General features: G+C 34.3%; 16 protein-coding genes. 11 read left to right on the top strand and 5 right to left on the bottom strand.

Going from position 1 to position 15,461, the window contains the following annotated elements; all coding sequences use genetic code 11:
• Positions 1–288 precede the first annotated feature (288 nt).
• The 11 genes from prmA to AC3E9W_RS22380 all read left to right on the top strand — a co-directional run bounded on the left by prmA (position 289) and on the right by AC3E9W_RS22380 (position 7,923).
• A complete protein-coding gene (gene prmA, locus AC3E9W_RS22430) occupies positions 289–1,122 on the top strand; it encodes a 50S ribosomal protein L11 methyltransferase (RefSeq protein WP_488770124.1) in 834 nt (277 codons plus the stop codon).
• 36 nt (positions 1,123–1,158) lie between these two features.
• Complete coding sequence (locus AC3E9W_RS22425) at positions 1,159–1,434, top strand: ATP-dependent Clp protease adaptor ClpS (RefSeq protein ID WP_111376979.1); 276 nt, start codon at positions 1,159–1,161, stop codon at positions 1,432–1,434.
• A gap of 64 nt (positions 1,435–1,498) precedes the next feature.
• Complete coding sequence (locus AC3E9W_RS22420) at positions 1,499–2,770, top strand: sterol desaturase family protein (RefSeq protein WP_488770123.1); 1,272 nt, start codon at positions 1,499–1,501, stop codon at positions 2,768–2,770.
• An 8-nt stretch (positions 2,771–2,778) separates the two neighbouring features.
• Positions 2,779–3,465: a lysoplasmalogenase gene (locus AC3E9W_RS22415; protein WP_488770122.1), complete on the top strand. Its 687-nt coding sequence runs from the start codon at positions 2,779–2,781 to the stop codon at positions 3,463–3,465.
• 20 nt (positions 3,466–3,485) lie between these two features.
• Positions 3,486–3,935 carry a 2-dehydro-3-deoxyphosphooctonate aldolase gene (locus AC3E9W_RS22410; protein WP_456892256.1) on the top strand — a complete coding sequence of 150 codons (450 nt, stop codon included), beginning with the start codon at positions 3,486–3,488 and terminating at the stop codon, positions 3,933–3,935.
• A 22-nt stretch (positions 3,936–3,957) separates the two neighbouring features.
• Positions 3,958–4,281 carry a hypothetical protein gene (locus AC3E9W_RS22405; RefSeq protein ID WP_488770121.1) on the top strand — a complete coding sequence of 108 codons (324 nt, stop codon included), beginning with the start codon at positions 3,958–3,960 and terminating at the stop codon, positions 4,279–4,281.
• 268 nt (positions 4,282–4,549) lie between these two features.
• A complete protein-coding gene (gene kdsA, locus AC3E9W_RS22400) occupies positions 4,550–5,368 on the top strand; it encodes a 3-deoxy-8-phosphooctulonate synthase (protein WP_306157928.1) in 819 nt (272 codons plus the stop codon).
• A 20-nt stretch (positions 5,369–5,388) separates the two neighbouring features.
• Positions 5,389–6,294 carry a hypothetical protein gene (locus AC3E9W_RS22395; protein ID WP_306157599.1) on the top strand — a complete coding sequence of 302 codons (906 nt, stop codon included), beginning with the start codon at positions 5,389–5,391 and terminating at the stop codon, positions 6,292–6,294.
• Positions 6,295–6,395: 101 nt separating this feature from the next.
• On the top strand, positions 6,396–7,073 hold the full coding sequence (locus AC3E9W_RS22390; RefSeq protein ID WP_488770120.1) for a YiiX family permuted papain-like enzyme: 678 nt from the start codon (positions 6,396–6,398) through the stop codon (positions 7,071–7,073).
• An 89-nt stretch (positions 7,074–7,162) separates the two neighbouring features.
• Complete coding sequence (locus AC3E9W_RS22385) at positions 7,163–7,615, top strand: hypothetical protein (protein ID WP_488770119.1); 453 nt, start codon at positions 7,163–7,165, stop codon at positions 7,613–7,615.
• Positions 7,616–7,620: 5 nt separating this feature from the next.
• Entirely contained in the window at positions 7,621–7,923 is a 303-nt protein-coding gene (locus tag AC3E9W_RS22380) for a hypothetical protein (RefSeq protein WP_306157593.1), read from the top strand.
• A gap of 138 nt (positions 7,924–8,061) precedes the next feature.
• Here AC3E9W_RS22380 and AC3E9W_RS22375 read toward each other — a convergent pair whose 3' ends face one another.
• The 5 genes from AC3E9W_RS22375 to AC3E9W_RS22355 form a co-directional block, all read right to left on the bottom strand.
• The gene (locus AC3E9W_RS22375; protein WP_488770118.1) at positions 8,062–9,453 is read right to left on the bottom strand and encodes a M20/M25/M40 family metallo-hydrolase; all 1,392 of its coding nucleotides are present in this window, start codon (positions 9,451–9,453) and stop codon (positions 8,062–8,064) included.
• Between the two features lie 166 nt (positions 9,454–9,619).
• Positions 9,620–11,539 carry a discoidin domain-containing protein gene (locus AC3E9W_RS22370; RefSeq protein ID WP_488770117.1) on the bottom strand — a complete coding sequence of 640 codons (1,920 nt, stop codon included), beginning with the start codon at positions 11,537–11,539 and terminating at the stop codon, positions 9,620–9,622.
• 29 nt (positions 11,540–11,568) lie between these two features.
• Complete coding sequence (locus AC3E9W_RS22365; protein WP_488770116.1) at positions 11,569–12,342, bottom strand: glycerophosphodiester phosphodiesterase family protein; 774 nt, start codon at positions 12,340–12,342, stop codon at positions 11,569–11,571.
• 91 nt (positions 12,343–12,433) lie between these two features.
• Entirely contained in the window at positions 12,434–14,734 is a 2,301-nt protein-coding gene (gene bglX / locus AC3E9W_RS22360; protein ID WP_488770115.1) for a beta-glucosidase BglX, read from the bottom strand.
• A 10-nt stretch (positions 14,735–14,744) separates the two neighbouring features.
• Positions 14,745–15,458, bottom strand: coding sequence for a carboxylesterase family protein (locus AC3E9W_RS22355; RefSeq protein WP_488770114.1), 714 nt, complete (start codon positions 15,456–15,458; stop codon positions 14,745–14,747).
• Between the last annotated feature and the right edge of the window lie 3 nt (positions 15,459–15,461).

The following is a 15,461-nucleotide window of genomic DNA, read 5'->3' as shown; positions in this document are numbered from 1 at the left end:
AGATTTTAGATTTTAGATTTTAGATTTTAGATTTTAGATTTTAGATTTTAGATTTTAGATTTTAGATTTTAGATTTTAGATTTTAGATTTTAGATTTTAGATTTTAGATTTTAGATTTTACCATAAAAAAAGCGTTCTTCGAACGCTTTTTTTATGCCTTTTTTTATATGTTCTATAAACAAAATAGCTCTTACAGCAAAGAGAATTTATATTTACTTATATCACATATATGGTTTAAAAAACTAAAGACTTTTACTTTCTATTCTTATCTTTGCAAAAAAATTATTTATGTCGAATATATATTTAGGATATCATTTTACGATTGAGCCAAAAGAATTAGGGTCAGAAATTTTAGTGGCGGAATTGGGCGAAAAAGCGTTTGAAAGTTTTACAGAAACAGAAAACGGAATTTCAGCTTTTGTGAAGAAAGATTTATGGGATGAGAATATTCTAGATGATATTTATATTTTACAGTCTGAGGAGTTTAAAATTGAATATACAATTGAAGAAATCGATCAGATTAACTGGAACGAAGAATGGGAAAAAAACTTTGAACCAATCGATGTTAACGGAAAATGCCACGTTCGAGCTCCTTTTCATCCAAAAACGGATGCTGAGTTTGATATTGTAATTGAACCTAAAATGAGTTTTGGCACTGGTCATCATGAAACGACTCACATGATGATTCAGCATTTACTAGAAATGGACGTAAAAGGTTTAAAAACACTTGACATGGGTTGCGGAACAGCAATTTTAGCTATTCTGGCAGAGATGAAAGGCGCAGAACCAATCGACGCTATTGATATTGACAATTGGTGTTATTTGAACTCCATTGAAAATGCGGAACGCAATAATTGTAAACATATCAGCGTTTATGAGGGCGATGCGGCTTTATTGGCAGGAAAAAAATACGATTTGATTATTGCCAACATCAACAGAAATATTTTATTGAATGATATGCAGGCCTATGCTGATGCTTTGAATCCGAAAGGGATAATTCTTTTTAGCGGTTTCTACGAAGAGGACATTCCGTTTATCGATGCTTCCTGTATTGAGAAAGGTTTAACTTATGTTAAAAAGCTTCAGAGAAACAACTGGGTATCTTTAAAATACGTAAATTAGATACTGATAATCAATTCAGTACAAAAACCATATAATATGAGTACTAAAGAAAAAGTAAGAGAAAGAGTTCGCGAAAAAGAAGCCATTGCATTTAATAACGAGATCATTGTTTACAATGATGATGTAAATACTTTTGATCACGTAATTGATACTCTTATGCGTGTTTGCAGCCACACCGCTGAGCAAGCCGAGCAATGTTCTTTGATTGTACATTACAACGGGAAATGCACTGTAAAAACAGGCCCGATTGAAAAACTTAAACCTCAATGCACACAACTTTTAGAAGCGGGTCTTAGCGCCGAAATCGTTTAATTGCAAATAATTTAAAAAGCATTCTATTTTATTCTATATTTGGAAAAAATAGAATGCTTTTTTTATGGAAGAATACGGAAAAATATTAATTATTGCAATGCCGGTTTTTTTAGCTTTGATTATTATTGAAAAAATTTATGGCATTTATAAAAAGAACGACACCGCTCCATTAATAGACAGCGTATCCAGCATAAGTTCTGGCATTACCAATTCGGTTAAAGATGTTTTGGGATTAAGCATTACTTTTCTTTCTTATGAATGGCTGGTTTCCAAAATCGCTTTGCAGCATTTACAGCCAAGTGTTCTCTCCTATTTCATCGCTTTTTTTGTAATTGATTTTTACGGTTATTGGAGCCATCGTTTGGCGCACCAGATTAATTTTCTTTGGAACAAACATGCCATACACCACAGCAGCGAAGAATTCAATTTGGCCTGCGCATTGCGTCAGCCTATTGCGAGTCTGGTTAATCTTTTTACGTTTTTATTGATTCCAGCAGCTTTATTGGGCGTTCCTGCTTCGGTAATTGCCATTACGCTTCCTATTCATTTATTTTTACAATTTTGGTATCATACTAAACATATCAAAAAAATGGGATTTGTTGAGCATATTTTGGTAACTCCATCGCATCATCGTGTGCATCATGCTATAAATCCAGAATATTTAGATAAAAACCACTCTCAGATTTTTATTTTTTGGGACAAACTTTTTGGCACTTTTCAGGAAGAATTGGATGATGTTCCTCCTGTTTTCGGAATTACAAGACCTGCAAATACTTGGAACCCTATTAAAATAAATTTTCAGCATTTGAGTTTATTGATAAAAGATGCGTGGCGAGCTCCAAAATGGAAAGATAAACTCACCATTTGGTTCAAACCAACAGGCTGGCGTCCTGAAAATTTTGAGGAAAAGTATCCTGTCAACAAAATTGAAGATGTTTTTAATTTTGAAAAATACGGCACGCAAAATTCTCAAAAATTAATATACTGGTCTGTTGTCCAAGTCTTAATAACATTGTTATTTGTAAGTTATCTGTTTGAGAATATTGCAAAAATCGGTCTTCCGAATATTTTTGTCTACGGCTTTTTTATTTTTGCAACCATATATAGCTATACAGAGTTAATGGACAAAAGTAGGCTTGCACCTTTATGGGAAGGCATACGATTAGCGATTGTAATTTGCATTGTAGGCTATTATGGTGATTGGTTTGGTTTAAATCGTGTAATTCCAATTGGTAATTATATTATTTTTACCTACCTGATCATCTCTTTTTTAATGACACTTTATTTTGTCAATTTTGAATTTAAAACCAACCAAAACCAATATATCAATTCATAACCCCTATTATGAGAAACTCCTCTTTTTTTAAAATCTATGTCGCATTTAGTATAGTTTACCTGATACTTCTGCTTTGCGGTTACGAGCGTTTTGATCTCTTTCTTAAACCGATTCTAATACCAATCATAGGATTTGGAGCTTATTTTTATAGAAAATTTCCAAGTCAGAATATTTTATTGGCGGCGCTCGCACTTTCATGGCTTGGAGACGTTATTCTGCTTTTTACAGATCTTGGCGAAATTTATTTTATTCTAGGACTCGTATTTTTTCTAACGGCACATATCATCTACTGCATTCTTTTTAATAGGCAGAAAAGAATCAGAAAAAAGCAAAACAAACCTGTTTTTATATTGGGAAGCATCTTAATTGCTGTCTATTTAATTGGAATGGTAGCCGTTTTAATGCCTTATTTGGGAGATCTTGAAATTCCAGTTTCTATTTACGCTTCGGTAATTTCAATTATGCTTTTATTTGCTTTTAACGGATTTTTAGTTTGGGAAAAACCAGGCAATCAGCTTGTGTTTTTAGGCGCCATTTTCTTTATTGCTTCTGACAGCATTTTGGCCGTAAATAAATTTTATGCTCCAATTCCTAAAAGTTCCTTTTTTATTATGCTAACGTATCTTCTGGCACAATATCTGATTGTAGTTGGTGTTTTAAGGCTAAATCCGAAAAAAATACAGCAAACCGTTTAACTTTTGCAATAACCTCAACCATGAAAAAAATAGCTCTTTTAATTGTTTTATTAATTAGCGCCTCTTCTTGCGTAAGCACAAAATCGACTTTAAAAAATGTGGATGACAATGCACCAGATTTGATTTTGAAGAAGGATAATACTTTTGCTATAACACAATTTGCTAAAGATAAAAAGTACGGTTACGATCCAGATTATCCTATTAATATATTTTTTCAAAATACGAACAATGAGGCTTTAAATGAAACACGTTTCTTAAACGCATTGGCAGGTCCAAATGGTGAAAAAATAACGTATGAAAGATTAGAAACCTGCTGCCCTTTCCCTACTAAAAGAAGCAATATGGGCGCCGGATTTTTGAACGTATACGAATTAAAATGGGATGGACAGAAAAAACCTGTGAAGCTGTATTTGAATATTTATGAAAAAGGAATTTTAATGGTTCCGATGGGATTGAGGTTAAAACAATAAAATCCTCAATAAAAAATTTACGATGTACGGAATCTCTCCTTTTGTATTACTTCTAATTCCTTTATTGATTCAGATAATCTGGGGCACTAAAGCGATTAATAAAACGACAAACCTAAAATTCGTTCCTATTAGCATCACAACTGTTTTGCTTCAAATTCTGCTGTCTTTTCTTTCGGTTTATATCGCATCAGAAAATATAAATGCTAATCCTGAATTTCAAACCAGATGCGGTTTGATTATGCTTCCTATTGTAGCAGCAAATTTCCTGGCTGTACTATTACTTTTACTGACAATTGTCGTACAATTTTTTATTAAGAGATTTAGAGACAAGAAATTGGAACGCTAATTTTGATTAAAAGAAAACCATTTAACTTAATTTTTCTTAATTCCACTAAACTCCTAGCCCTGATAGGAGCGGAAATCCTTTTTTGAGAAAGCCTATTTTTTCTGGTCGTTGCAGAGCGACCAACGGAAGCTCCTGCAACGACCAAGAAAAAAAGGATTACGATAAAAAGATTGTAGCGGATAGCAGGAATAGCTTCATAAAATAATCTTAAATCTTAATCTGAAACTCATAAATCATACCTACCTTTGCACTACCAAAAATTCATATGATGAACATACACAATATTCCACAAATTAAGCATACTGAAAGCGGAAATTTCTTTTTACTTGCTGGGCCTTGCGCTATTGAAGGAGAAGAAATGGCATTGAGAATTGCTGAAAAATTAGTTGGTATTACCGACAAACTTCAAATTCCTTATGTTTTTAAAGGGTCTTTTAAAAAAGCAAACCGATCTAGAATTGATAGTTTCTCTGGAATTGGTGACGAAAAAGCTTTAAAAATCTTAAGAAAAGTTTCAGAAACTTTTCATGTTCCGACAGTTACAGATATCCATACAAACGAAGATGCTGACATGGCAGCACAGTACGTTGACGTTTTACAAATTCCTGCATTTTTAGTTCGCCAAACTGATCTTGTTGTAGCAGCTGCCAACACTGGAAAAGTAGTAAACTTGAAAAAAGGACAATTTATGAGTCCGGAGAGCATGAAACATGCTGTTCAGAAGGTATTAGATTGCAATAACGAAAATGTAATGGTTACAGATCGCGGTACTATGTTTGGCTACCAAGATATGATTGTTGATTTTAGAGGAATTCCTACTATGCAACAATATGCTTCTACAGTTCTAGACGTAACGCACTCTTTACAACAGCCAAATCAAACTGCTGGAGTTACAGGAGGAAGACCTGACATGATCGAAACCGTTGCTAAGGCGGGAATTGCAGTTGGTGTTGATGGGATTTTTATTGAAACTCATTTTGATCCTGCTAACGCAAAAAGTGATGGTGCTAATATGCTTCATTTAGACTATTTTGAAGGTTTAATGAACAAGTTAGTTGCTATCAGAAAAACAGTTAACGCATTCTAAAAATTATAATACTAAGTTCTTTGAAAACAAAAATTTTATTTTTCTTACTGGCTTGTGTTTCTCTAAACACATTTGCTCAGGAAGAAATACCAGTACAAAAATACGCTGCTCACAATAAAGGAAAATTCTTTGTAATGTGGGGCGGAAATAGAGAAAGCTACTCAAAATCTGATGTAAACTTTAGAGGTAAAGATTACAACTTTACAGTTGAAAATATGCAAGCTCATGACAAACCAAAAGGTTGGCACGTGGACTATATAAATCCTGCTAACATGACTATTCCTCAAACAAATTTGAGATTTGGTTACTTTTTCAGCGATCATTACAGTGTTTCAATTGGTGTAGACCACATGAAGTACGTAATGTCACAGAATCAAATTGCAAACGTAAACGGAAATATCAATTTGCCTGAAAATGATCCTGGGTCAATCTACAATGGGGAATACAATAACAGACCTGTAGACATGTCTCAAGGTGGTGCTAGGGAAGGCGGTTACGGTAAAGGTGATATTAATTTAGATGGTCCTGCTTTTTTAATGTATGAGCACACTGACGGTTTAAACTACGTTCATACCGAAGTGGCAAGATTTGATGACATTTCAAAATGGTTTGGACTGCCAAATATTGATAAAGTTCAAATTAATTTAACTGAAGGATTAGGAGCTGGTATTTTGTATCCAAAAACAAATACTACACTTTTAGGTAAAGAACGTCATGATGATTTTCACGTTTCTGGTTACGGTGTTTCTGCAAAAGCAGGTTTAAACATTACCTTTTTTAAACACTTCTATCTTCAAGGAGAGCTAAAAGGTGGTTACATCAACATGCAGGATATTAAAACTACAACAAGTCCTGAGGATAAAGCTTCTCAGCACTTTACTTATTTCCAACGTATTATTGCTGTTGGGGGTATTTTTAGAATCTAATATTTCGTAAAATATATTTATAAAAATAGCTGTCATTTTATTTGGCAGCTATTTTTTTTATTATTTACTTTGTAACTCAAAGTACTTTAAAATTATACTTTATGAAAAGCAAAAAATATCTATTTCCCATCATCACTTTTATTTTGAGTTTTGGCTGTGCCTTATTTGTTGCGATAAAAGTTTTTCCTAATAATCCATTTACTGGTAAATCTAAAACAGAAAAAACGGTAGCAAGTAAGTTTAAAGATGGCGATTTGATTTTTCAGACTTCAGAATCTAAGCAATGTGAAGCAGTTCGTATTGCAACGAACTCGAAGTTTTCTCATTGTGGAATTATTTATGATATTAACGGAAAATGGTTTGTTTTTGAAGCTGTTCAGCCTGTAAAACTAACACCTCTTGAAGATTGGATTAAACATGGAAGAGATAGCAAATATGTGGTGAAACGATTGAAAGATGAAAGAGTTTTAAAACCTGAAGTTTTACAGAAAATGAAAGATTACAGTCAACGATTTGATGGTAAAGAATATGATGCTTATTTTGAATGGACGGATAACAGAATTTACTGCTCTGAATTGATCTGGAAAATCTATAAAAATGCGGCAGGAATTGAGTTATCTAAACTTCGTGAGCTGAAAGATTTCAATTTAACAGATCCGAGAGTTCAGAAAATATTGAAAGAGCGTTATGGTAACAATATACCATTAGAAGAAAAAGTGGTTGCTCCTTCTGATATTGCCGATTCTGATATTTTGAAAACCGTAATAAATACTTATTAATATATTTTAAAAGCTAGATTGCTTTATGATTTCTAGCTTTTTTATTTATCATTTTACTTTGAAATTCAAAGAACTTTTAAAACTAACCTATGAGAGACTATTTAATTGAAAAACTGTATGAATGCTCTAAAAAACCCTATCAGAAATATTTCAAGAAAAATGAACCTTGGAATATTGACAAAGATAGTTTAATGGATTATCCAGAGGGAACTTTAGGATTTGGGCTGGGAAATTTTCTATACAAAAATCATTTTGATCTTCAGGAAAAACTGGAAGATCACGACATTATTCATGTTTTGACCAATACAGGCGTAAGCGTTTATGAAGAAATCGGAATGCAGTATTATTTACTTGGAAATGGAAAAACAAGCTTGTATTTGTTTTTGGTTATTTTAACTGGCACTGTTTTCTATCCGAAACGAATGAGGTATTTCATTCAACAGTTTAAAAGAGGGAAACAAGCACATTCTTTTCATTATATGGATTTCTCAAAAATGCTTTGGATGCCTATTCTAACTATTCAGCAAACTTTTAAAATTTAAAAATCATGAAAACAATTCATAATCCTTTTGAAGAAAAACAGTCTATTGAATTAGCTGTTGGAACCTTTATCATCAGCACACTTTTATTTATGCTCTACATTCTTTCACATGGAAATGCAATGGTTTTGGTTATTGCTTGGCCATTTGCTTTGGCTGGCATTGTTGTCAATACGATCATGTTTTTTCATTTAATGGAAAAGTTTATTCATTTACCTCAACACCGAAAAGATATTGGAATGAAAATTCTAATCTTACTTTCTAATATTCCAATTCTATTTTTTTATTATTTGATTGTGATGAAATCATAATTGGCACATTCACCCACCTCAGACGGATTAATCCCGATAGCTATCGGGACGTCGCTACAATAGGAATCATTCCTACGGAATTCAAACAAAAAAGCCACAAGTAAAACTTATGGCTTTTCGTTGTTTATAATTAGAATCTTAATTCGCTTTTTTGATTTCGATTCCGTTTTGGTCTAATAAATACATTAATGTAGTCATTGTTGCTGCACCAAGCTCTAACTCTCTTTTGTTAATAGCATCAAAAGTATCGTTTGCTGCGTGGTGATAATCGAAATAACGCTGAGAATCTGGTTTTAAACCTGCTTTAACAATAGCTTGAGACGTTAAATGGCTAATATCTGAACCTGCGTGCCCAATTGTAAAACTGTGCACTAAATAAGGCTCAAAAAGATCTTTGTAACCTTGTATTTTTTTCAAATTAGCATCGTCAGCTTCAATTGAAAATCCTCTTGGAGAAAATCCGCCTGAATCGCTTTCTAATGCAAAAATATGATTCTCTTTCTTTTGTTTTGAAACTTCTTCATATTTAGCTCCTCCTCTTCCGCCATTCTCTTCATTCATAAACAATACCACACGAATCGTATTTTTAGGTTTGTAGTTTAAGTTTTTCAAAATACGAATTACTTCCATACTTTGCACTACTCCTGCTCCATCATCGTGAGAACCGTCTGCTAAATCCCAAGAATCTAAATGTCCGCCAACAACCATAATGTTTTCTGGAGTTACACTTCCTGTCAATTCGCCAATTACGTTATAAGACAAAGCATCTGGCAAAGTCTCACAAGATTGTTTGAAATAAAATTTTAAAGCTGGATTTACTTTTAAAGATTTGCTCAACAATTCTGCACCATTTGTACTGATTGCTGCTGTTGGAATATATTGTTCTTTTGGCAAGTCACCGTAACTTTGCGCACCTGTATGTGGAAAATCGTCTAAACGTAAATTCATAGAACGAACAATTGTTCCTACCGCTCCTAATTTAGCCGCTTCTTTTGCTCCTGCATATCTTTGGTCGACACAAGCACCGTAAGAAGTAAAAGTTTCAATGTTTTCAGGATTCATTGGTCTGTTGTAGAAAACAATTTTTCCTTTTACTTTATCTGCTCCTAATTCGGCTAATTCTTTAATTCCTTGAACTTCGATAATTTCCGCAGTAAGACCTGTTTTTGGCGTTGCAACAGAACCACCTAATGCGCAAATAGGCACATTGGTTTTCACTTTTCCGTCAAGAATATAAGCTGTCTCTTTTTCTCCTCTAACCCAATGAGGAACCATAACTTCTTGCAGGTAAACTTTGTCAAGTCCTAAACCTTCCAATTGTCTTTTAGTGTAATCCACTGCTTGTTCTGCTCCTTTAGATCCAGATAAACGAGCACCGATGTCATTAGACAAATATTCTAACCAAGTGTAACATTTAGCTTCGGTTAAAGCTTTTTTGTAAAATAATTTGATGTTTTTTTCATCGTTTGTCTGTGCAAAAGATGTCAATCCGTTTAAAACTAAAGCAGTTAAAAGAATCGTTTTTTTCATAGTTTTGATAGTAATTTTGGAGTTTATTGTGCTTTGGGCACGTTCACAAAGGAACAAAATTCCTGACAGTTAGAGCGCTTTTTCTTCAACCTTTTCTCAAAAAAAAGCTCTAATTGCAAATTCTTCAATTTGCAATTAGAGCTTTTATATATTCAATAAATAAAGATTATTTTACTTCTATAATCTTATTTTTTGTTCCGATCCCGTTTTCATTAAAAGGTTCTATAGTGAAATAATACTTTGTTCCTTTATCTAAACCTCTAAAGTCATACGTACTATCTCCATAAACCATAATGCTGTTGTACAATTTGTCTGGAGCAATTCCGTAATAAATATTATAACCAATTGCATCCGTTTGTTTTTTCCACGAAATCATAGCATTTCTAGAATCTGCCTTGTTTCTGTCTACTTTGAAAGAAGCAACCGCTTTTGGTTTTGCTGCCAATCCGTTTCCGAAAACTCTGAAATCTGAAATTGCAAATAATCCAGATGCATTATGAATGTTTTCCATTTTAATGTAACGCGCTTTAAATGGTTTTGAAAGCTCTACATAATCATGAGGTGCATCTTTATCGTTTTTAGATTTATCTACAACCAAAGTCCAATTTTGAGCATCATCAGACATAAAGATTTTATACTGATAATAAATATCCATTGCTTTATTAAACTGTGTTGCTTTATGGTCTGCGTAGTTAATCTGAAGGGCATTGATTTCCATTGGTCTTCCTAGATCCATTTGAAGCCATTCTCCCGGATTAGCTGTTTTAGCAGACCAATAGGTTTGAATGTTTTCGTCTGTAAGATTTTCAGCCCCGTAACAGAATTTTTCATACACTTTTTTACCGCCGTGATCCATTCTGTGCGTTTCTACTTCCATACATTCTTCAGAAGAAGAAACTGTTACAGGCTTTTTGTACGAAAGCAGCATCCATCCAGATGAAGCGCCTTTGGTCTGATCGCGCTCGCTTGTAGGCAAAACGATTGGAAAATCTCCGTAAGCAGTAATTGAATACATGACATCATCTTTGTCAAATCCCGCAGGAAACATATCAATGCGACGCTCAAAACGGTCTTTTATAGAAATTTTACACGTTCCTGTATTCCAATAATTCCCATAATTATCAGCAAAAGTATTTCCGTGTCCCGCTCCAATTACAAATCCGCCTGGTTTGTAAGACATTGGATTGTGCTTTTGATACGTAAATGGCCCTAGCGGATTATCGCCAACATGAACACCGTTTGCATAACCTTTAAATTCGGTTGCAGGTGCTCCGTACTGCATATAATATTTTCCGTTATGTTTGGTCATCCAAGCCCCTTCAATGAAATTCCCCCACGGCGCTGGCTCCATATCATTATTTGGTCCAAAACGTTCCCATCCGTGAGCTGAAGGATCAAGAATAGCAACTTCTTTGATCTGCCCGTAAGGACGCTGAATATCTTCTACTTCAGTAGCTTTGTACAATGTCGCGTAATCGGCTTGATTTCCTTTTGGAAGCCAAGTATTATAATCTACCTCAACTCCCACTAACGGCAATTTTCCGCTTGAACCGTAGTACATGTATACTTTTTTATCGTCATCTTGAAAAATTGCTGGATCCCAAGTTGGCAGCATTGCTTTGTCTACGTGGCGTGTCCATCTTCCAGATTTTGGATCTGCTGTTTTCCAAATCGGATGATCTCTTTTCCAAGTCGAACCTACATAAAATAAAGTATCGTTTACAACCCAAGCCGCTGGAGCGCACTGATCGTCGTCGCCTGGCTGTCTTTGGAAACTTCCGTAAACGAAATTCCAATCTGACATGTCCTTACTCCAAAAAAAACCTGCCTGATTGGTAGCAAATAAATAATATTCGCCTTTGTAAGTTATAATAACCGGATCGGCGCTTGAACGGCGTGATTCTGGAATTCTATTATGATTGTGTGTTGTAAAATTGTATCCGATATTGATCGGATTACAATAAGTTGTTGCTGGTCTGTTAGGATCAAACCATTCTGTTTTACCAGAATTTTGCGCCATAAGACCGCTTCCGAAAAGCATCGAAAACATTACAAATGGCTTAATTTGTTTAAATATATTCTTCATGGTTAGATTTCTTTAGTTAAGTTTTGAGCTTATTTTTTAAGCTCCTTTCTTTCCTTCAAAAGTTCGGGTTCGTTTGTGGTAATGTAATTGAATTTATGTTCAATAATCCAATCCATATCCTTAGCATCATTTACAGTCCAAGCATTTAGAATAACTTTGTTATCTTTTGCTTCTTGTATCCATTCTGGATGTTTTTGAAAGACAGAATAATGATAATCGACCCCATTAATTTTATCAGCTTTTACTTCTTTTGGGGATTTGTTTCCTTCCAAATATTGCAAGGAAGTTTTAGAATCTATGGATCTGATTTTCTTTAGAATATCATAATCAAAACTGATGTAGCAGGTATTTTTATTGGCTTTTAATTTTTTAATGGTTTCGACTGCTGCTACACCCGTTTTTTGTCCTCTTTCTTTACTAATTTCTGAAGGTTTGATTTCACAAACCAAAAGCGTGTGTTTGTTGTTTCGCATTCCTTCTGAAATATATTCATGAAGTGTTGGAAGTTTTTCTCCGTTAGAAAGTTTAAATTTTATCAAATCTGCATAATTTGTTTCTTCAATAAGCAGTTTGTTATAATGCGCATCGTGATTGATTACAAGCGAATCATCTGCAGTTCTCCAAACATCAAATTCTGAACCCGGCAATTTAAGATCGATTGCATGTCTTAAAGCCGCAATCGAGTTTTCTGGCAGATTATTCTTTTTCCAAGCTCCGCGATGTGCTACGATAGCATTTTTTTGTGCATTACTGTATGAAAAAACAATCAGACATACAGCGGTAAATATTTTCAAAGTATTCATAATAATCGTAGTTAAAAAATTACAAAAAGGTCATCCATTTTAGAAAAAAAGCCCTCCAAATGAAGGGCTTTTCACTAATCAAATAAACCAACTATTTAGTTAACTCAAAACTAACTTTCTTATCGGCATTTGAATTTCCGCCAACGAAAATATCAAACTGCCCTGGCTCTGCTACAAATTGTAAATCAGAGTTGTAGAATTTTAAATCTTCAACAGTAATGTCAAAACTTACGGTTTGTTTTTCACCTTTTTTAAGTGCTATTTTTTGGAAACCTTTTAGTTCTCTAACTGGTCTTGTTACTGAACCAACTAAATCTCTAATGTATAATTGAACGGTTTCTTTTCCGTCAAAATTTCCAGTGTTTGTTACCTCAACTGTTACTTTCAATTTTCCAGATGCATTCATTTTATCTGAAGAAATTTTCAAGTTTGAATAATCAAAAGTGGTGTAGCTTAAACCGAATCCGAATGGGAATAAAGGCTCGTTTCTTTCGTCAATATAATTTGATCTGAATTTTTCGAATTTTCCTTCTTTATTCTCAAGCGGTCTTCCAGTGTTTTTGTGTGCGTAGTAAATCGGCAATTGACCAACACTTCTTGGGAAAGTTGAAGTTAATTTTCCTGAAGGATTTACATCTCCAAATAATACATCAGCAATAGCATAACCTGCTTCTGTACCAGCAAACCAAGCGTTTAAAATAGCAGGAACTGTTTTTTCTTCGTCAGTAATTACTAGCGGACGTCCGTCGAATAAAACTAATACAACTGGTTTTCCTGTTTTCAATAAAGCGTTTAATAAATCTTTTTGCGCTTGTGGAATTTCTAAATTCGTACGGCTGCTTGATTCTCCGCTCATTTCTGCAGATTCTCCTAAAGCCGCCACAATTACATCTGACTGCTCTGCTACTTTTAAAGCTTCTGCTAATAATTCTTCTTTTGTACGAGCGTCACGGTGTAATGTTTTTCCAAACATTGTAGCGTTTGTTTCAAAAGTTTCATCATAATCTAAATTACTTCCTTTAGCATATAAAACTTTAGTTTCAGCCCCTGCAACTTCTTTAATTCCTCTTAATAAAGAAACCGCATTTTCCATTTTTGTTGCCACAGACCAGGTTCCTGGCATGTTTTCTTTAGCATCTGCCAATGGTCCGATTAAACCAATAGTTCCAGATTTTTTAAGTGGTAAAACTTGGTTTTGATTTTTTAATAATACTAAAGATTGAGCCGCAATTGAACGAGCTTCTTTTCTACTGTCTGTTGTGAAAATCTCCGTTTTAGCTCTTTTTTCATCACAGTATTTGTAGGGATCTTGGAATAATCCTAAATCGTATTTCGCTTCTAAGATAAGTTTCACAGCATTGTCGATTGTTTCGATTTTTACTCTTCCTTCGTCTAAAGATTTTTTCAAAGTACCTAAGAAACCTTCTCCAACCATATCCATCTCAACACCAGCATTTAAAGCTAAAGCTGAAACATCTTGAAGATCTCCCATCCCGTGTGGAATCATTTCAGGAATTCCAGTAAAATCTGTTACCACAAATCCTTTGAATCCCCATTGTTTTCTTAAAACATCTGTCATTAACCATTTGTTCCCTGTTGCTGGAATTCCGTCAACTTCGTTGAAAGATGCCATTACAGAACCTACACCTGCATCAACAGCAGCTTTGTAAGGAGGAAAATAGTCATTAAACATTCTAATGTGGCTCATGTCTACGGTGTTGTAATCACGTCCTCCTTCTGGAGCTCCGTATAAAGCGAAGTGTTTTACACACGCTAAAATTGAATTATTCTTAGAAAGATCGCGCTGTTGGTAACCGTTAACCATTGCTTTTGCGATCTGGCTTCCTAAATATGGATCTTCTCCAGAACCTTCAGAAACTCTTCCCCATCTTGGATCACGAGAAATGTCAACCATTGGAGAGAACGTCCAGTTGATTCCGTCTGCACTTGCTTCTTTAGCAGCGATTTGAGCACTTCTTTCGATTAAGCCCATATCCCAAGTACAAGATAATCCTAGTGGAATTGGGAACGTTGTTTCGTAACCATGAATAACGTCCATACCAAAAAGCAACGGAATTTTTAAACGGCTTTTTTCAACCGCAATTTTCTGCACTTCTTTAATTTTTTGAACAGATTTAATGTTAAACAAACCACCCACTTTTCCTTCAGCAATATTTTTTGCCACATTTGAGCTGTTTGCCTGTCCTGTTGTAATATCTCCAGATGTTGGCAAATTTAACTGGCCCAATTTCTCGTCTAAAGTCATTTTTGACATCAACTCCGCCACAAATTCAGACTTTGGTTTAATTTTTACTGTATTTTTAGCAGGCTTTTTTTGAGCATAACCCAAAACAGCGCATCCTAAAAAAAGTAAGACTAATTTGTTTTTCATTCTATTCTATTTATTTGTTTGTATTCGTTTTCTTCTGCTGCAACATCCAATCGTAGATTGCTGCATTATCATAAACTCTTGTCCAGCTGTCGTGATTCGCATCATCAAAAATGGTCAGCTTAACATCTTTTGCATTGCATTTTTTCAATTCTTTATAAATCGCGATTGCATAATTGACATTGACCACATCATCTAAAAGTCCGTGGTAAATTCTGGTTGGAATATTGGCTATTTCACAAGTTTTTTCTAACTGAATCAAATCTACAAAGCCAGCGACAGGTACATTTGCGGCAAATAGATCTGGATGTGCAAAAGCCAAATTCCAAGAAGCCCAACCTCCTGAGCTCAAACCAGTAACATATATTCTTTCTGAATCAATTTTATTCTCTTTCTGAATTTTTACAATCAGCTGATAAATCGATTCGATATCCCAATTTTCATCTTCCTTGCATTGCGGCGCCAAAACATAAGTGTCTAATTGATGTGTTTTTAAATATTTTAAAGGACCATTAATTTTTACTTTTTCAAGGTCTGTTCCTTTTTCTCCGTCTCCAGAAATAAAAACAATTAGAGGCTTTTTCTCTTTAACATTCGCTGGACGATGCAAAACATATCCAAGCTCATATTTAGACATTATAACTGTATTTATTTTTCCTGTTGTTTCACTCTGTCCAAAAACAACGATAGAAAATAACAGAAATATAAAGGCTAATTTATTCTTCATAGA

Source organism: Flavobacterium sp. 38 (assembly GCF_057799715.1).
The sequence above is the reverse complement of the archived record's forward strand: the minus strand, read 5'-3'. Positions and strand labels throughout refer to the sequence as shown.